General features: G+C 65.4%; 22 protein-coding genes and 1 tRNA gene. 2 read left to right on the top strand and 21 right to left on the bottom strand.

All coding sequences use genetic code 11. The features are described 5' to 3' along the window. Positions 1 to 9 precede the first annotated feature (9 nt). Together LEL84_RS22465 and LEL84_RS22460 are read right to left on the bottom strand one after the other, a co-directional pair. On the bottom strand, positions 10 to 357 hold the full coding sequence (locus LEL84_RS22465) for a hypothetical protein (protein WP_040560571.1): 348 nt from the start codon (positions 355 to 357) through the stop codon (positions 10 to 12). Further along, positions 339 to 596 (bottom strand): hypothetical protein, encoded by a 258-nt coding sequence (locus tag LEL84_RS22460; protein ID WP_006214177.1) that lies wholly within the window; start codon positions 594 to 596, stop codon positions 339 to 341. Before LEL84_RS22460 ends, LEL84_RS22465 begins: the two co-directional genes overlap by 19 nt. Before the next feature lie 553 nt (positions 597 to 1,149). Between LEL84_RS22460 and LEL84_RS24950 the strand changes: the two genes are divergently transcribed. Next, entirely contained in the window at positions 1,150 to 1,485 is a 336-nt protein-coding gene (locus tag LEL84_RS24950) for a DNA cytosine methyltransferase (RefSeq protein ID WP_225984242.1), read from the top strand. A gap of 744 nt (positions 1,486 to 2,229) precedes the next feature. On the opposite strand, the gene trxA is transcribed toward LEL84_RS24950, so the two are convergent. The 12 genes from trxA to LEL84_RS22395 form a co-directional block, all read right to left on the bottom strand. Continuing rightward, positions 2,230 to 2,553: a thioredoxin gene (trxA, locus tag LEL84_RS22450; protein WP_006214176.1), complete on the bottom strand. Its 324-nt coding sequence runs from the start codon at positions 2,551 to 2,553 to the stop codon at positions 2,230 to 2,232. A gap of 94 nt (positions 2,554 to 2,647) precedes the next feature. Further along, positions 2,648 to 3,262, bottom strand: a complete 615-nt coding sequence (locus tag LEL84_RS22445) for a CueP family metal-binding protein (protein ID WP_179861205.1) — start codon at positions 3,260 to 3,262, stop codon at positions 2,648 to 2,650. 114 nt (positions 3,263 to 3,376) lie between these two features. Further along, positions 3,377 to 4,318 carry a cation diffusion facilitator family transporter gene (locus LEL84_RS22440; protein WP_006214174.1) on the bottom strand — a complete coding sequence of 314 codons (942 nt, stop codon included), beginning with the start codon at positions 4,316 to 4,318 and terminating at the stop codon, positions 3,377 to 3,379. A gap of 2 nt (positions 4,319 to 4,320) precedes the next feature. After that, entirely contained in the window at positions 4,321 to 4,710 is a 390-nt protein-coding gene (locus tag LEL84_RS22435) for an ArsR/SmtB family transcription factor (protein ID WP_040560570.1), read from the bottom strand. 136 nt (positions 4,711 to 4,846) lie between these two features. After that, positions 4,847 to 5,437 (bottom strand): LysR substrate-binding domain-containing protein, encoded by a 591-nt coding sequence (locus tag LEL84_RS22430; protein ID WP_197464198.1) that lies wholly within the window; start codon positions 5,435 to 5,437, stop codon positions 4,847 to 4,849. 322 nt (positions 5,438 to 5,759) lie between these two features. Beyond that, positions 5,760 to 5,906, bottom strand: a complete 147-nt coding sequence (locus tag LEL84_RS22425; RefSeq protein WP_156491183.1) for a hypothetical protein — start codon at positions 5,904 to 5,906, stop codon at positions 5,760 to 5,762. Between the two features lie 44 nt (positions 5,907 to 5,950). Continuing rightward, positions 5,951 to 6,024 (bottom strand) — tRNA-Cys (locus LEL84_RS22420). Between the two features lie 15 nt (positions 6,025 to 6,039). Beyond that, on the bottom strand, positions 6,040 to 6,558 hold the full coding sequence (locus LEL84_RS22415; RefSeq protein ID WP_040560569.1) for a carboxymuconolactone decarboxylase family protein: 519 nt from the start codon (positions 6,556 to 6,558) through the stop codon (positions 6,040 to 6,042). A 13-nt stretch (positions 6,559 to 6,571) separates the two neighbouring features. Continuing rightward, positions 6,572 to 6,937 (bottom strand): ArsR/SmtB family transcription factor, encoded by a 366-nt coding sequence (locus LEL84_RS22410; protein WP_061873197.1) that lies wholly within the window; start codon positions 6,935 to 6,937, stop codon positions 6,572 to 6,574. A 41-nt stretch (positions 6,938 to 6,978) separates the two neighbouring features. Next, positions 6,979 to 7,656 (bottom strand): hypothetical protein, encoded by a 678-nt coding sequence (locus LEL84_RS22405; RefSeq protein WP_225984161.1) that lies wholly within the window; start codon positions 7,654 to 7,656, stop codon positions 6,979 to 6,981. 64 nt (positions 7,657 to 7,720) lie between these two features. Beyond that, positions 7,721 to 8,026 (bottom strand): metal-sensitive transcriptional regulator, encoded by a 306-nt coding sequence (locus tag LEL84_RS22400; protein WP_006214168.1) that lies wholly within the window; start codon positions 8,024 to 8,026, stop codon positions 7,721 to 7,723. A 10-nt stretch (positions 8,027 to 8,036) separates the two neighbouring features. Further along, on the bottom strand, positions 8,037 to 9,938 hold the full coding sequence (locus LEL84_RS22395; RefSeq protein ID WP_413466896.1) for a heavy metal translocating P-type ATPase: 1,902 nt from the start codon (positions 9,936 to 9,938) through the stop codon (positions 8,037 to 8,039). 168 nt (positions 9,939 to 10,106) lie between these two features. Between LEL84_RS22395 and LEL84_RS22390 the strand changes: the two genes are divergently transcribed. Further along, complete coding sequence (locus LEL84_RS22390) at positions 10,107 to 10,259, top strand: hypothetical protein (protein ID WP_226514407.1); 153 nt, start codon at positions 10,107 to 10,109, stop codon at positions 10,257 to 10,259. A gap of 85 nt (positions 10,260 to 10,344) precedes the next feature. Here the strand turns inward: LEL84_RS22390 and LEL84_RS22385 are convergent, their stop codons facing one another. The 7 genes from LEL84_RS22385 to LEL84_RS22355 all read right to left on the bottom strand — a co-directional run bounded on the left by LEL84_RS22385 (position 10,345) and on the right by LEL84_RS22355 (position 16,837). Next, a complete protein-coding gene (locus tag LEL84_RS22385; protein WP_226512802.1) occupies positions 10,345 to 10,944 on the bottom strand; it encodes a YdhK family protein in 600 nt (199 codons plus the stop codon). A 97-nt stretch (positions 10,945 to 11,041) separates the two neighbouring features. Next, positions 11,042 to 11,371 (bottom strand): ferredoxin, encoded by a 330-nt coding sequence (gene fdxA / locus LEL84_RS22380; protein ID WP_006214165.1) that lies wholly within the window; start codon positions 11,369 to 11,371, stop codon positions 11,042 to 11,044. Beyond that, positions 11,368 to 12,645 carry an MFS transporter gene (locus LEL84_RS22375; RefSeq protein WP_100244661.1) on the bottom strand — a complete coding sequence of 426 codons (1,278 nt, stop codon included), beginning with the start codon at positions 12,643 to 12,645 and terminating at the stop codon, positions 11,368 to 11,370. Before LEL84_RS22375 ends, fdxA begins: the two co-directional genes overlap by 4 nt. A 3-nt stretch (positions 12,646 to 12,648) precedes the next feature. After that, complete coding sequence (locus tag LEL84_RS22370) at positions 12,649 to 13,794, bottom strand: FAD-dependent oxidoreductase (protein ID WP_006214163.1); 1,146 nt, start codon at positions 13,792 to 13,794, stop codon at positions 12,649 to 12,651. A gap of 47 nt (positions 13,795 to 13,841) precedes the next feature. Continuing rightward, positions 13,842 to 14,195, bottom strand: a complete 354-nt coding sequence (locus LEL84_RS22365; protein ID WP_006214162.1) for a metal-sensitive transcriptional regulator — start codon at positions 14,193 to 14,195, stop codon at positions 13,842 to 13,844. 66 nt (positions 14,196 to 14,261) lie between these two features. After that, positions 14,262 to 14,513: a YHS domain-containing protein gene (locus tag LEL84_RS22360; protein WP_006213356.1), complete on the bottom strand. Its 252-nt coding sequence runs from the start codon at positions 14,511 to 14,513 to the stop codon at positions 14,262 to 14,264. A 53-nt stretch (positions 14,514 to 14,566) separates the two neighbouring features. Next, positions 14,567 to 16,837: a heavy metal translocating P-type ATPase gene (locus LEL84_RS22355; RefSeq protein ID WP_040560307.1), complete on the bottom strand. Its 2,271-nt coding sequence runs from the start codon at positions 16,835 to 16,837 to the stop codon at positions 14,567 to 14,569. Positions 16,838 to 16,868 lie beyond the last annotated feature (31 nt).

Genomic DNA, 16,868 nt, shown 5'->3' with positions numbered 1-16,868 from the left:
GGAGGTTGGCTACAGGGCCGGCCCGTCGTCGGACGGGCCGCGCCGCCGGGGAGCCTGCACGGTGGGCTCGAAGGTCGAGCGAAAGGGGTTCGGGAGCTGTCGGCGTGTTGCACTGGGGTTGCGCAACTGGTCGATCTCGCGCCGTTGCGCCTGGAGTTGCTCGTTCAGACCGTCCATGCTTGTGCGCAACTCGGCGAGCTGCTCGCTGATCTTCGCGTTGGCTTCGGTCAGGTAGTGCATGATCGCGGCCTCGTAGCGCTCGGCATCAGAGGGTTGCAGCTCCGCGTTCACCACAACGAACTCAGCGAGAGCAAACGATCCGTTCCCGGCGGCCTCACTCATGCGACGGGAGGCCATGCGGGAGAACATTGCCGTGCGAGCGGCCCAAGGGGGAACTCGCCACCGTAGATGTCGCCGAAGGCTTCCTGGATGAGCTGGACCGTCTCCGGAGTGAGCAGCAACGGGTTCTCGCTCTCGATGACGGAGGCCATCGCCATGCAGCTCTCAGCAACCGCGTGGTGCGAGGCAGTCCTGCCCTTGATCTCCTGCGTGAGGTTCGGAGGCTCCAGCTCGTGCGGCTTCTGCTTCGTGAACACGTTCCAGAGATCGACTCCCGTGCGCTCATGGTAGGCGCCGTAACGACGTAGATCGTCAGCGATCTTGCCTCGCTCAGCTCCGTGATCGCGAGCTCCACCCGTTCCACCATGACCTGTCTCCTGTCCCTTCGCTCGGCCCGCCGCGGGGCCTGTCGATCTCCAGGTGACCGCGCGATCCCGCCGCCGCGAAGCCTTGTCAACCTGGGTTGACACCTTGATCTGCAAGAGGTGTGGACCAACTCTGAGCGGTAGGTGATCAGGCTGGCGACGAGAGAACGCCGAGCCAAAAATTATGCCGTGGGAAGCCCGGTAAGGGTCGCGCAGGTGACAGGGAGGTGAGTGGGAAGCGCTGGAGAAGTTCGGCGCCGGAGACGGACTCGCTTACCTGGCAGCAACCAGACCGGTAGGGCAGGCAACCGCTCAGCACCGGGAAAGCCAATCACCCGGAGCAACTTGTGTCTGCACGTCGCACTTCCCCCCGTTTCCTCGCCGCGAATTGGCTCGACCTTCAGCGGGTACGGAGGGCTCGACCTTGCCGTCGAACACGCCACTGGTGGGGGATACGGTCTGGTTCTCCGAGATCAACACCTCGGTCGCGCAAGTCTTCTCTCACAATTGGTCGGATGCCCCAAACCTCGGCGACATCTCCGTCATAGACTGGAGTACCGTACCGCCGGTCGAAATCGTGATAAGCGGCTTCCCCTGCCAGGGCGTCTCAATCGTCGGCAAGGGTGCAGGCATCGCGCCAGGTACTCGCTCGGGGCTCTGGTCGTGCATGGCACGCGCAATCGAGGAGCTGCAACCCGCGTGCGTCGTGATCGAGAACGTAAGGGGTTGCTCTCGGCCCCCGCTACCCGACCCGCGAAGGGGTATCAAGTGGACCCGTTGACCGTGATCCTACAGCCGCTGGCCATGCAACCGTTTGCGACTTGGCATCCGACCCGTGCGGTCTGGGGGACGCATCAGCCCGACCTCTTCGGACGGCAGGCGCCGTACTCGGAGACCTGGCCGACTTGCGGTATGACGCACGATGGATCGGCCTACCGGCTTCACTTTCCGGCGCTGATCACCATCGCTTCCGTATCTTCATCGTCGCCTACCGCAGGGGCGCTGTTCCGGACGCCGCTAGCAACGGACTCCTCTCGGGGCGGAGAGACGATGGAGACGGTCAGAGCCCGCGGCGGCACTATCGCACTGAGTCATCAGATAATCGACCTCGCACTTAACGGACCGGGCGGCTCGACCATCAACTCGAACGCAGCGGAGACCCTGTTCGCGCTAGTCGACAGCATCTTCGTCGCTGGGGGCGATACGCCGACGCCGTCGCACGATGGGAGCACATCACCCGACGCGGCGCCCCTGCCCCCGCAGTTCTGAACGAGGACAGAGGGCCACGTTCGTCGCCGGAGTTCGTGGAATGGCTTATAGGTCTGCCAGTCGGATGGATCACCGACCCGATGGGTGATCTGACTGCAAATCAGCAGAACACCGCGTTGGGTAACGGGGTCCTGCCACTTCAAGCGCTCCTTGCCCTGCGCAGTCTTGGACTACGTATGGAACCACGCTGATTTGGGCGATCGTCAACTGCCGCGCAACGATCGGCGGAGTTCGGGAACAGTTCGACGGCCGAGCCTCAGATAATACCGTCGAGGCGCTGCTCGATCTGCGGCTTCGGCATCGCCCCGATGATCTCGCGCACGATCTCACCCTTGTCGAAGACCTTCATCGCAGGGATCGAACTGATGTTGTAGCGCGAGGCGATGTCGGGGTTCTCGTCGACATTGAGCTTGGCGATGAGAAGCTTTCCATCCTGCTCGGCAGCAATCTGGTCCAGGACCGGCGCGATTGCACGGCACGGGCCGCACCAGGCTGCCCAGAAGTCCACGAGAACGGGAACGTCGCTCTGGAGCACAACCTCATCGAAGGTCTGGGTGTCGACGGTGGTGACTTCGCTCATGGGACTGATTTCCTTCCTGTTACACGTTGCGTGCGATAGACCGCACGCACACCACAACACCCTACCCCCTGGGGGTATTCCCGTGGTGCTGGTTTCAGGCCAGTCGCATCGTGGTCAAGCAGGTTTGCGCATCGTCGTCGACGCTCGAAAGTTTGGAGGTGGCGGTCTGGCCGTCGTGGGTGATCGAGATCGACGTCTCGATGCCTCGGGGCAGCCAGATCCCGACGAAGCCGTTGTCGAGGGTTCTCATCTCCTCGTCGACGATCGTCTCGCCGGTCGTCGCATCCGTCACCGTGACGGCCACGTCTGCGTTGCGCAGCTCACCCAGGCATCCGGTCGGGCTGTGGTAGTAGCAATCATGGGTCTGCGACCGATACGGGGCGACGGATACGTAGATCTCGTTACTTGGCAACCGCACCTCTGCCGTGTGTTCGTGCTGATCGGTGAGCGTGACCGCCTCCGCAGTGATCGACGTGGTCAAGGTCTCCGTGCGTTCGTCCAGCGGGATCGCATCGAGCGTTTCGACCAGCTCACGCACGTCGAGGCCATCGAGACCGTTCTCGGCAAGGATCTCGGCTCCGCTGGCCGAGGAGGCTGAGGGTGAGTCGTTGGCGGCCGTGCATCCGGTGAGCAGGAAAGCGCCGACCACGACGGTGATTGCAGCGGTTTTCGTTCCGCCGTACTTCGGGAATGGCCTGAAGTTTTTCATGGGATTCCTTGCCGTGTCTGCCGTGGTGCCAATTGGCCATACTACCCCATAGGGGTAGTGCCTACCTGCGTGACGCGGAAGCCCCCGGAACGAGCCCGGGAGGGGGCACTGCGTTCAGTCGTGCTTGCTGATTTCCGGTTCATGTTCGGCAATGTGCTCGGTCTCGATCTGGAAGGTCGAGTGATGGATGGAGACCTCGAAGTGTCCTGCGACGCAATCTTTGATCTCGTGGAGCGTCTGCGCGGCATGACCGTCGGTGAAACACTCGTCGTCGACGACGACGTGGGCGGTCAGGGTCGGCAGGCCGGTCGCCACAGTGGAGGCGTGCAGGTCATGGACATCTTTGACATGGTCAAGTTCGAGGATGTGCGAACGCACCTTGTCGAGGTCGAGGCCCTTGGGAGTGAACTCCATAAGGACGCCGGTGGTCTCGCGCATGAGCTTGAACGCGCGAGGCACGATCAATGTGGCGATAAGCAGTCCGGCGATGGCATCGGCCTGCATGAACCCGGTCGTGGCGATGACGATCGCCGCGATGATCACTCCGAGCGACCCGAGGGCATCATTGAGAACTTCGAGGAACGCGGCACGCATGTTGAAGTTCGAACCGCGGCTGGAGGCGAGGATGGTGATGGCGATGATGTTCGCGACCAGGCCGATGATGCCGAATATCAGCAGTTCGCTTGCGGGCACCTCCGGCGGCTCGAACAGTCGCCGGATGCCTTCGATGGCGGCGTAGGTGCCCACCGCCAGCAGCAGTGCCGACTGTCCGAGGGCTGCGATCACTTCGATACGCCGGAACCCCCAGGTGCGCTTGGAGTTGGCGGGCTTGAGCATCAGCGTCGCGGCGATCAGTGCGACCAGCAGCCCGGAGGCATCGGTAATGGCATGGGCGGTGTCGGTCAGCAGTGCGAGGCTGCCGGTGATGATCGAGCCGATGGCCTGGGCGACGACGATCGTCGCGGTGATCGAGAATGCGATCCAGAGTTTCTTGCGGAAATCTCCGGGGTGACCGGTCTCGCTGGCGGCGGGGCCGTGATTGTGTCCTGCGCCCATGTCTACTTCTTGTCCGTATCTGTCGCGTGGTGGGTATGTGGGAGTCGCAGGTGCGTGCAGAGCAGGGCCTGCGTGCCGGTGGCATCGAGGAGGCGTTCGGCAGCGGCGATGAGGGTACGCAGGAGCTCGGACTGTGCCAGCGAGTACCAGGTGGAGCGCCCTTCCGGGCGCATCGTCGCCAGGCCGCACTCGACGAGGAAGCCGACATGCTTGCTCACCGTGGACTGGGCCAGGCCCATGTGCTCGACCAGGTCCCGGACCCGGTGCTCCCCGGAGGCGAGGTGCTGCACGATCGCTAACCTCGTCGGCTCCGCAAATGCCTGGAACAGGTGGGCGTACGCTACTGTCGCCACTTCGTCGAGGGTTGCCCCCTCCTCTTGAATCATCGTCATAGGGCGATCATATCGCGCTAGAGCGATATTGTCGAGTGTGATCTGTTGCTCCGACACGGAATGAAACTCAGGGGTCCCGTCGCACCCGAGGATGGGCTACCTGGGGGATGGTCGGTCGCATAGCTGCAGTGGGGAGCTACGTCAGCTGACCATCGGCCCCGGTGGAGAGCAGGCGGGGTGGGGAGCCGATGTCGATGAGTCGGGTGAAGTAGTCCTGTGCGCAGGTGGCGAAGACCCCTACCTGCGGGTGGCTCCTCCTCTGCCCTGGCCAGGTCAGCGCCACGGTCACCCGTGGGGCATCCTCGATGGGCAGATAGACCACCTCCGGCGCGCGGTGATTGTGCGTTGTCGCCTCTGCAGTGATGCCGATGGCGTCGCCGACAGCGATGCGGGTTAACCACTCGTCCGTGTTCGCCACCGAGATCGTGCGCGGCATGCGAGCAGTCGTACTCCACAGCTCCCCGGTGGCCGTCGGAGCGGTCGCGCAGACCGCCACCGGCCCGTCAGCGAGATCGGCTAGGGTCACCGACTCCTGCCGGGCACGCGAGTCGGTACTCGTCACCGATGCAACCAGGCGTTCGGTGAACAGCGGTAACCGCTCCAAACCCGGACCAATGGCACGTTTGGGTGAAGAAGAGCGGATGAGTGCGGCATCGATCGCCCCCGTCGCGCAGGGCCCAGATCGGGTCCGTCGGGCGACTGTATTCGATGAGCTCAGCGTGCCCACGCTTCCATTCCTGGAACAGAGGCAAGGTGTGACGGCCAAAGCCGGCCCAGGCGCAACGGCACCAGGATGCGCAGTGAGGCCGTGGTGCGATCTTCCAGGTGAAAAGGTAGGTTTGAATCCGGTTCCGAGAAGGGCACATGGGCCTGGGTCCGACGATCAGACTCTGTTGTGAGCCGCGGCCCGCCCTCGCCCTCGCAACGTTCAAGTGAGTAGATCCTGGAACGGCCGAACTTCAGACGGATGCCGTAGCCGCCGTTGGGTCCGTCAGGCAGAAACTCTGCCCCAATTCTTCGAGGGCGGCCCGCACACGCTCCTGCTTCTTCTACGACAAGTCGTGTCGCCCCTTCTCGAAGTCGCGCAACTCTTCCTTGGTCACGTTGGCTTCACGGGCGATATATTGGGCGCTCACCTTCACGAGGATGCGCGCGGCGCGTGTCATGTCACCGTTGAAGATGTGCTGGCTCTCCATCACTCGCCTCCAACGACGTGTGTCCTATTGGGCTCAGCGGGAAGTGGAGGTGCCTACGGGATTCGAACCCGTGTAAACGGTTTTGCAGACCGCTGCCTATCCTCTCGGCCAAGGCACCAAGTCGCCGGCGAAGTCAGTCGCCCGGCGTGAGGCCAGCAACCAGGTTGAAGGCGCCGGTGAGAATGTTCAGCGACACGACCCCGACGACATCAGAGATCTCACGGTCGCTGTACCCGTATCCCCGAAGCTCGTCAATCTGCTCGTCGGTGATCGACGTAGGCTCACGGTAGACCTGGAGGCCGAGCGCGATCATCGCCGCGACCGGGCCGGTCATCGCCGTACCCTGCTGGGCGAGTGCGATCTCGTCATCGCTGACCCCGAGCGATCGTGCCGCGCTGATGTGCGAGGCCAGGCACATTCCGCATCCCTGCTTCGACTGCACGGCGATCGAAACGAGCTCGCTGACCTTACGGTCGAGCTTGGCGCGACGCATGGCTTTGCTCAGCTGCAGATAGCCGCCGAGCACCGCCGGGGAGTGCGCCATCGTCGAGACCATGTCTCCGACCTGGCCGTGCCGCTCGACGAGATCGCCGAGCAAGTCTCGTGAGGCCCCCACTGCGGTCTCAGGGGTCAATCGGGAAAAACGGGGCATGATGCCTCCTCTGTCAGTTCGGTCGCGAGTTCGAGGTGGGAGAACCCGCACGAGTGCGTTCCTGCTGCTGATGTTCGGCATGGAAGATCGCAGCCTCAGCCAGCGCCCCGGCATGCACACCGTTCAATAGGTAGAAGTCGCCGGACTCGCGTCGCTGCCGACTCACGATCCCGGCCGACTCCAGGCGGTGAAGCTCGTGGGAGGTCTGGTCGACGGGAAGGTCGACGATGTCCGCCAGGTGATTGGCAGAGACCTCGATGTCGCGAATGGCGAGGATCATCTTCACACTCACCGGATTCGCCAGCAACGCGAAGACTCCGACCGCCGCATTCAGATGCGGTGTGTCATACGTGGCGTGCACGTGCTCAACCTTTTTCATAGTCATCAATACTACCCCATACCCCTATAGGGTATCAAGGGTTATTCAATCGATGTGACGGACTCGGAAACGCGTGGCCGGGTGCGGCGGATCGGGGTGAGGCCAGAGGCGACGGGTCCGCGCAGGAGCACGTGTCCAGTCGGGAGGGTCAACCGCGTCCAACGGCCGGCGGTTGAGATCGTGGCCCCGTTTCCTCGGCTGAGGAACCCGAAGACGTAGGCGGCGAACGCAACGCCTTGTGGCAGCGATGCGAGTGCCGTGTCCGGGGTGCCCCAAACCGTGCCCCGGATCTTGCGGACGACATCGTCGCCGGGTTTGTCGGGAAGTGCTTGGGCGACGGCCTCGATGCCGGCACGGGCGCTGCGCATCAGCGTCAGGCTGGACACATCCGCAATAAGTCTCCACCCGTGTTGCGGGGGTTCGACGCTGGTCCAGGCGGGTGCCAGCGCGGTTTCCGGCAACGCCAGGGTAAGAGGGACGGCGGTCGCGGTCAACGTTTCCACGGTGACGTCGCACTGCAGCTGAGGGTCGGAGCGGAGCGTGCGAAGGACGAGGATCGTAGGAGTGCGGTCGAGCGGACCACGGGGCGTTAGCGCGGCTGCGCTCATGCGCAGCAGCCCGGCCGCGGCCTGCAAGCGCACGCCATGGGCACCGGCCTGCGCGGCCCGCTTAGCGAAGGTGAGCGCGTCGCGGGCGGACGGCGCGTCGGCAAGGATCAAGCGCGCTGGCATCCTGAGGGTTTGTGCCCGCCGTGTCCTGGAACGCGGTGATCGGGGTCCGGGTTCAGGAGCGAACGAGCCGGTTGATGGCGTCGGTGGCTTCCTGGATCTTCTCGACGGCCGCCTCGTCGCTGAGCTTGGCGGCATCAAGCACGCAGTGCTTGAGATGGTCGTCGAGCAGACCAGTCGCAACCCCCTGGAGGGCACGGGTCAGAGCGGAGACCTGGGTGAGGATGTCGATGCAGTACTTCTCCTCATCGATCATCTTCGCGATCCCACGCGCCTGTCCTTCGATGCGCTTCATGCGGCCGAGATAGCGCTCCTTGTCGCTGATGTAGCCGTGCTGGTGGGAATCGGTATCGACAGACATGGGCATGTCCTTACTTCTGGCGCTCCAGGACGGAACGCGTGCTGGCTTCGGGTGTGAGGTCGATGCGCCGCAGCAGCTGGGCGTTGAGCGCGACAACCACGGTGGAGGCTGACATCAGGATCGCGCCGATCGACATTGGCAGGACGAATCCCACCGGTGCCAGGATACCGGCCGCCAACGGCACCGAAAGAAGGTTGTAGCCGGCGGCCCACCACAGGTTCTGCTTCATCTTGCCGTATGCGCGTCGCGACAGCTGGATGATCGAGAGCACGCTGCGTGGGTCGGAACTGGCCAGGATCACCCCGGCCGAGGCGATGGCGACATCGGTGCCCGCGCCGATCGCGATGCCGACATCGGCCTGCGCCAGAGCCGGGGCGTCGTTGACGCCGTCGCCGACCATCGCGACCCTCTTGCCCTCTTCCTGCAGCTGGGAGACCTTCGCGGACTTGTCCTCCGGGCGCACGCCGGCGAAGACGCGGTCGATGCCGAGCTCCCGTCCGACCTCGTTCGCGACCGCCTCGGCATCGCCGGTGATCATGACGACCTCGACACCGAGGGCGTGGAGGGCGTCGACGGCGTCGCGGGATTCTGGCCGGACCTCGTCGGCGAGCCTCAGCCCGCCGACCACCTGGCCGCCGCGGAGAACGTGCAGAATGATCGCGCCCTCGGAGCGCCATGCCTCGGCCGTGCCGACCTCGTGCTGACCGGTCTCCTCGAGCAGCCGGGGCCCGCCGACGCGGACCTTCTGGCCGGAGACGGTCGCGGTGACGCCGACGGCGGGCGAGGATGAGAAGCCGCTGGCCTGCTGGAGGGCAAGGCCCTTGTCCTTGGCGGCGGTGACGATGGCCTTGGCGAGCGGGTGCTCGCTGTCGGCCTCGGCCGAGGCAGCGAGGGCGAGGACCTGGTCGGCGTCGAGTTCGCCGGTCGGCTCGACGCCGGTGACGGTGGGCTCGCCCTTGGTCAGCGTGCCGGTCTTGTCGAACAGCACCGCGTCGACCTGCCGCATGGACTCCAGCGCCAGGCGGTCCTTCACTAGGACGCCTCCGCGGGCGGCTCGCTCGGTGGCGATGGAGACGACCAGCGGGATCGCCAGGCCGAGGGCGTGGGGGCAGGCGATGACGAGCACGGTGATGGTGCGCACGACGGCCTCGTCGGGCATGCCGATGAGCGTCCAGACGACCGCAGTGACCAGCGCCGCGCCAAGAGCGAACCAGAACAGCCAGGCCGCGGCCTTGTCGGCGATCCGCTGGGCGCGGGAGGATGAGTTCTGCGCCTCGGCGACGAGCCGGTTGATGCCGGCCAGGGCGGTGTCGTCACCGGTGGCGGTAATCTCCACCCGCAGGCCGGAGTCGGTGGCGACGGTGCCGGCGGTGACGGTCTGGCCCTCGCCGCGAGAGACCGGGCGGGACTCGCCGGTGATCATGGACTCGTCCATGTCGGCGCGGCCGTCGACGATGGTTCCGTCGGCCGGGACGCTGCCGCCGGGGCGCACGATGACCACGTCGCCCACGTCGAGGTCGGCTGGGGCCACCTTGACGACGTTCTCGCCCTCGACGCGCTCGGCCTCGTCTGGCAGCAGTGCCGCCAACGAGTCGAGCGCCGAGGTGGTCTGGGCCAGGGAGCGCATCTCGATCCAATGGCCCAGCAGCATGATGACGGTCAGCAGCGCCAGTTCCCACCAGAATTCGAGCTCGTGATGGACGAGCCCGAGCGTGGCGGCCCAGGAGGCGAAGAAGGCCACCGTGATCGCCAGAGCGATGAGCAGCATCATCCCGGGCTTGCGGGACTTCAACTCGCTGACGGCACCGGTGAGGAAGGGCCTGCCGCCCCAGACGTACATGACGGTGCCCAGTGCCGCGGCGACCCAGCCCGCCCAGCCGGGGACCTCGTAGCCCAGCAGCATGGCGAACATCGGTGAGAGGGCAACCGCGGGGATGGCGATGACGAGGTTGATCCAAAACAGCCGGCGGAACTGGCCAACGTGGTCCCCGTGCCCGCCATGGCCGCTGTGATCTCCGTGCCCACCGTGCTGGGCATGCTCATCGTGGCCGCCGTGCTCGTCGAGGCCCGTGTGGCCTGAGTGCTGCCCGTGGTCCATGGCGTGGCCCTGATGCCCGGTGTGCTGACCCTCGCGCGTGCCGTGCGCATCCGCCGAGGCGTGCGCGGACACAGACCCGTGGTGATGCTCGCCGTGGGCGGGTGTATCGGTTTCGTGGCCGTGGTGCTGGTGTGAGTTCGGGTCCGTCATGATTCCTCTCCTCCGTCATCGAGCCAGGCCGATTGCCGCTCACCCGGTGGCCGGGCAAGCGAACGTCGGCTCAGGACGCTGGTTGGATCTCGCTCTCGACGACCCACTTGTGGTTCGTCATCTTCATGCCGTCCGTCTCGTAGTCGACCATGTAGACCGTCTCATCGGTGGACGAAGCGATGGTGGCCTTTACGCCTTCCATGCCTTCCATGTGCTCGGCGAGCAGAGTCACCTCTGTGCTGTCGGCCAGAAGCTCGTCGCCGGCATCCTCAATTTCTTCCTGCACGACCCACTTGTGATCAGTGACGGGGTCGCCGCCACCTGCGGGCGTGTAGTTCACGGAGTACGTGTACGTGTCGAATGCGCCGGAAATCGTTGCTGTAGCCCCTTCCATGCCTTCCATGTGGTCGGCCGTGAGCTGCACCTCGGTACCGACAGGGTAGGTGGGCTCACTGGCTTCGGCGATACCCTCGGGTGCCGGTCCGCCGTCCATCGGGTGCTCCATCTCCTCATCACCGCTTTCTGCGTTGTTGCCGCCGTGGCCCTGATGCTCCTCAGTAGCCGAAGGGTCGGTCTGCTGGTCGTCGTCTGCTCCGCTGGCGCAACCGGCGAGCACGAGCGCCACTCCGAGCGCTCCCGCTGCCAGTCCTGTTCGCAGTCTCCTCTGCATGTCATTTCCTTTCATCAATATGCCTACCATATACCCCTAGGGGGTACTAGTCAAGGCTTGTGTGTTGTGTCGGTATGGATCAATCGGAAGCCCCTTCTCAGAGGGTCTGCTCGTGTTGGATGGGCAATGCGGCGATGAGGGGATGGTCGAAGCCCGTCGGTCCGATCTTCGCGGCTCCTCCGGGAGAACCCAACTCGTCGAAGAACTCGACGTTGGCCTTGTAGTAGTCAGACCATTCGTCGGGCAGGTCGTCTTCGTAGTAGATGGCCTCGACGGGGCAGACCGGTTCGCAGGCTCCGCAGTCGACGCATTCGTCGGGGTGGATGTAGAGCGAGCGTTCGCCCTCGTAGATGCAGTCGACAGGACATTCGTCGATGCAGGCGCGGTCCTTGACGTCCACGCAGGGAAGCGCGATCACGTAGGTCATGGCTGCTCCTCTCGGTCGGGTGCGGATCGGCGGTGAGAGCCGGTGGGAGGCTCGGGGAAGTCGTCAGTCTCTGCCGGGCCTGCGGCCGGGTGCGGGATGCGCAGGCGCAGGACGGTGGCGACGAGGCTGAGGGCGATGATGATCGCACCGAGGATCGTCATCGTCCCCGACAGGGTGAGCACCGGCACGAGCAATCCGGCGACGATGGTGGGCACGCCGAATGCCAGGTAGGCAACTGTGTAGATCACAGCCATCACGGCGGCGCGTTCCGACGATGCCGTGTGGGGCATGAGTGTGCGCAGTACCCCGAGGAACGCTGTGCCGAACCCGGAACCGACGATCGCGACCGAGGCGACATAGGCTGAGTAGGAACCGAGTGCGAGGGCGCCGATGCTCACTGCGGTGCCGAACGCCAGGGCACTGGTCGCATACAGGCTGATGGTGCGGGCGGAACGCCGCTGTAGGACGGACGAGGCGGTGACTCCGGAGATCGCCAGTGCGAAGATGACGATCCCAGCTTGGGTGTGCGTGGAGCCCCCAAGCTCACTGCCGACGAGGTCGGCTCCGAGCGCGAGGAAAAGCCCGTTGGTCGCCCACCCGGCGATGATCACGGGCACTCCGGCGGTGAACATGCGGCGCAGGTGCGGTGGCACGGTGAACCGCGGACGGAGGTCGCCACGTCGTATCCGGGTCTTCGGGGCCAGTTCCGGTGTGCTCCACACGACCGTTGCCACGATGAGGAAGGCAAGCACGAGCGACCCGAAGACGGCAGTTGTCGGTTCGGAGGTGAGATCGAGGAGAAGCGCAGCACCGAGAGCCCCGGCCCCAAGGCCAATCATCGGGCCGATCGTGTTCCACAGGGCTGCGATGTTCCGATGCGACGGGGACTCGAAGTCGATCATCATCGCCGACAGCGCCGGGATCAGCAGACCCGCTGCGAGCCCTTGCAAGGCTCGGGCGACCAGGAGCGCCGCGAGGCTACCGGCGAACCAGAACATGGCCACGCTCAGCGCCAGCGCCAAAGAACCGGCGGCCACGACCGGACGTCGGCCGACGTGGTCGGAGAGTGGTCCGAGGTAGAGCAGCGCGGCCAGGAGGGTGAAGGTGTAGACCGCGAACACGAGTGTGGTGGCGACGGGGATGAGTCCGAGCCGTTCGGCGATCTGGGGGTAGAACAAGGACGGCGCGCTGGCAGCGGCCATCATGAGAATGGTCGCTGCCAGCGAGAGCACGAAGCCCCGCCGTGGGATCTGCCTAATACAGTCTCCCGCCATCGCCTATGCCCGCACGCCGTGGAGCTGCTGCCCCCACTGGTAGACGGTGCCGACTGCGTCGATGCCAGTGACGCCGACGACGATGCCGTCGGTCTCGTGGCGGACGATGAACTCCTCACCGGCTTCCAGGTGGGCGTCTGCGCCGGCTGTGTACCCGACTCCGGAGATCATCTGACCGTAGACCATTGCCATGTAAGGGCTGCGTGGCAGGTAGGCGCCCGGATCGTCGCTAATGCCGAGGTCGTGCAATGCGGCCTGCGCGGCATGCGCACCCTGTGCGGCGGCGTCTTCCCAATGGTCGATGCGCCAGGCGCCCAGTGCCTCGTCGTGGTGCGTGGCCACACCTCCGGCTGCGTAGACGTGTTCTGCCGCGGCGCGGAGGTGATCGTCGACGTCGATACCGTTCGTCCACGGTGACGGGGCTGCGGGCGTCGTGCCGAGCGCGAGGAGAAGGAAGTCAGCCACGACGGGATTTCCGTCGTTGAGGGTGATGGTGACACCGGATTCTGTTTCGTCGACATGCTGGAGAGTGCGACCGAATCGGGCCTGCACCTTGGCGGCATGGTCGGCGGCGAGGCGCTCAGCCACGGGCGCCCCAAACGCTCCGACGCCGGGAACTGAACTGCGGGAGACCAGCGTGACCATGCGTCCGTCGGCTTGCAGAGACGAGGCTGTCTCGGCTGCGATGATTCCACCGCCGTAGATCGCTACCCGCGCGGGTCGCCCCAGTCCGGTCAGCAGCTTTCGGATGCCCAGGGCATCCTCCACGGAGTGAAGAGCGGTGACCCGCCCTTGTCCGGCGTCTTCGCCGCCGAACACGTCAGCGGGCAGGGAGCGAGGCATACTCCCGGTCGCGACGATGAGCGCGTCGTAGGAGACCTGTGCGCCGGAGGTCAGCTGGACCTGCTTCGCCGAGGTATCGACTTTGAGCACGGTGTCGGCGATGACCTCGATCTGAGGCAGCGGGAGCTTGATCATCTCCGGCGGTGTCGGACCGAACGCGATTCCCTTGATGAGCATCCGCGTATAGGGCGTCTCCCCGGTGCGGGTCACCAGCGTCACCCGGACATCGTCGCGTGAGGCGAGAGTGCGGGCGGCTGCGGCCCCGGCTGCTCCCGAGCCGAGGATGAGAACGTGCTGTGGGGTCATAGAAGAACTCCTGAACTGCTGGTCGTGATCGAACTGATGCGCCGGCGTCAGGAGCGCACGAGGCGGGCGATGGCCTCGGACGCCTCGCCGAGCCTCTGCTCGCTCACTGGTCCGCCGGCGAGTGCGGCGTCGAGGACACAATGCTTGAGGTGATCGTCGAGCAGGCCGAGGGCGACATTTTCGAGTGCCCTGGTGACTGCGGAGATCTGGGTGAGGATGTCGATGCAGTAGCGGTCCTCGTCGACCATCCGATCGATGCCGCGGATTTGGCCTTCGAGGCGCCGCAGACGATTGCGGTACTTCGTCTTATCGCTGATGTATCCGTGGACGGACGCGTCGCCGTCGCCTCCTGCGGGGCAGGTGTCGAGGTGGGTTTCGGTGGTGGGAGTCGTAGTGGTCATGTCGGTTCGCTCCGATCAGGTGGCGGGGTGCCGCAGCGGTGCCGCGGCACCCCGCACGCTGGTGGATTACGCCATGTTGGCGGCGTACTTGGCCGGGTCCGAATCGAACGCAGGCCCACAACCAGCGCAGCAGAAGTAGTAGCGCTCATCCTCGAAGTCGCGGTAGAGGCCGGCGGCCTCGGCGGTCTTCTTGCTGACCGGGGTGCCGACCATGACCGGGCAGGTGGTCATGTCATCGGCGCCCCCGCCAAGAAGGTTCTCGCGTCCACCGTTCTCCACGGCCGGGTTGGTCTCGTTCGTGCTGCAGCAGCTGCTCATTCTCTGGTGTTCCTTCGTTATTGGATTCGTGTGGATGGGTGGGTTCTCGTACGTCACTTCGAGGCGACGCTCGTGAACCCGCGCAGGCGGAGGCTGTTGCCGACGACGAAGACGCTGGAGAACGCCATCGCCGCACCTGCGAGCATGGGGTTGAGCATGCCGAGCGCAGCGACCGGGATCGCGGCGGTGTTGTAGGCGAATGCCCAGAACAGGTTGGTCTTGATCGTCGACAGGGTCTTCCTGGACAGGCGGATCGCGTCGACGGCGGCCCGCAGGTCACCGCGCACGAGCGTGATGTCGGAGGCCTCGATCGCGACGTCCGTGCCGGTGCCCATCGCCAGGCCCAGATCAGCCTGCGCGAGCGCGGGGGCGTCGTTGACGCCGTCGCCGACCATCGCGACGATCTTGCCCTCTTCCTGGAGGCGAGTGACGACGTCGACCTTGTCCTTGGGTAGCACTTCGGCGATGACCTCGTCGATGCCGACCTCGGACGCGATCTGGCGGGCCACGGCCTCGTTGTCACCGGTGAGCAGCACCGGGGTCAGGCCGATCTCCTTGAGCCCGCGGATCGCCTCGGCGCTCGTGGGCTTGACGGTGTCGGCGACGACGAGGATGCCGCGCGCAGCACCGTCCCAGCCGATCGCGACGACCGTCTTGCCCTCGCCCTCGGCCTGGGCCTTCGCCTGTGCGACCTCCGGAGAGAGCTTCTGCGACCAGTCCGCCAGCAGAGACTCGCGGCCGACGACGACCGGGGTCCCCTCGACGATGCCCTGCACGCCCTTGCCCTCGACATTGGCGAAGTCCTCTGGAGTAGGCAGCTGGCCGACTTCCTGGGTCGCGCCCTTGGCGATCGCCTGCGCAATCGGATGCTCCGAAGAGTCTTCCAGTGCACCGGCGAAACGCAGCAGCTCCGTACGATCCACACCGGGCTCAGTGATCACGTCGGTCAGAGTCATCTTGCCGCTGGTGACGGTGCCGGTCTTATCGAGCACGACGGTGTCGACCTTGCGAGTGGACTCCAGCACCTCCGGGCCCTTGATGAGGACGCCCATCTGCGCACCGCGCCCGGTGCCGACGAGCAACGCGGTCGGGGTCGCCAGACCCAGCGCGCAGGGGCAGGCGATGACGAGCACAGCGACCGCTGCGGTGAACGCGGCGGCGACGGGGAACCCGCCTCCCAGCCAGGCGCCGAGGGTGATGAACGCGACGACGATGACGATCGGCACGAAGATGCCGGAGATACGATCGGCCAGACGCTGCACCTCGGCCTTGCCGGTCTGCGCGTCCTCGACGAGCTTCGCCATCTGTGCGAGCTGTGTGTCCGAACCCACACGAGTCGCCCGCACGACCAGGCGGCCGCCGGCGTTGACGGTGGCACCGGTGACCGAGTCGCCCTCGCGGACCTCGACCGGCACGGACTCGCCGGTGAGCATCGAGGCGTCCACCGCGGAGGAGCCGGAGGTCACGAGACCGTCGGTGGCGATCTTCTCGCCTGGACGGACGATGAACTCGTCGCCGACCGCCAGCTCAGAGGTGGGGATCTTCACCTCTACGCCGTCGCGGAGTACGGCGACTTCCTTCGCGCCCAACTCCAGGAGGGCGCGCAGCGCGGCCCCGGCCTGGCGCTTGGATCGCTTCTCGAAGTAGCGGCCGGCGAGGATGAACATCGTCACGCCCGCGCCGACTTCGAGATAAATGTTCGCCGCGCCATCCGACGGAGCGATCGTGAACTCGAAGGGGTGCGTCATGCCGGGAGTGCCGGCAGTGCCGAGGAAGAGCGCATAGAGCGACCACAGCAGCGCGACGGAGGTACCCATCGAGATGAGCGTGTCCATCGTCGCCGCACCGTGCTTGAGGTTCGTCCACGCCGCCTTGTGGAACGGCCAAGCTCCCCAGATGATCACCGGTGCGGCCAGGGCGAGTGAGGCCCACTGCCAATACGTGAACTGCAGCGCGGGGATCATCGCCATCGCGATCACGGGAACAGTGAGCACGATCGCGCCGATCAGCCGATGCCGCAGCGAGGTGAGCTCACTGTCTTCCTCCTCCCCGGCCTCGGTCTCCGACATGTTCGCCGTAGTGTCCTTGGGCTTGGGCAGTGCGGCCGTGTACCCGGTCTTCTCGACCTCGGCGACCAGCAGTGACGGATCGTAGCCGGCAGGCACGGTGACCTTAGCCTTCTCAGTGGCGTAGTTGACGGTGGCCGCGACGCCATCGAGCTTGTTCAGCTTCTTCTCGATCCGGTTCGCGCAGGAGGCGCAGGTCATCCCGCCGATCTCCAACTCGATGTCCGGCCCACCCGTTGGGGGCGCTGATGTGCTCATCCTCTTCCTTCTTTCTCAGCTCTCGTGCGAC

Origin of the sequence: Gordonia sp. WA4-43, assembly GCF_020520305.1 — a bacterium.
Taxonomy (GTDB): domain Bacteria; phylum Actinomycetota; class Actinomycetes; order Mycobacteriales; family Mycobacteriaceae; genus Gordonia; species Gordonia hongkongensis.
Note: the sequence above shows the minus strand (reverse complement) of the source record. Positions and strands in the feature narration are given on the sequence as shown.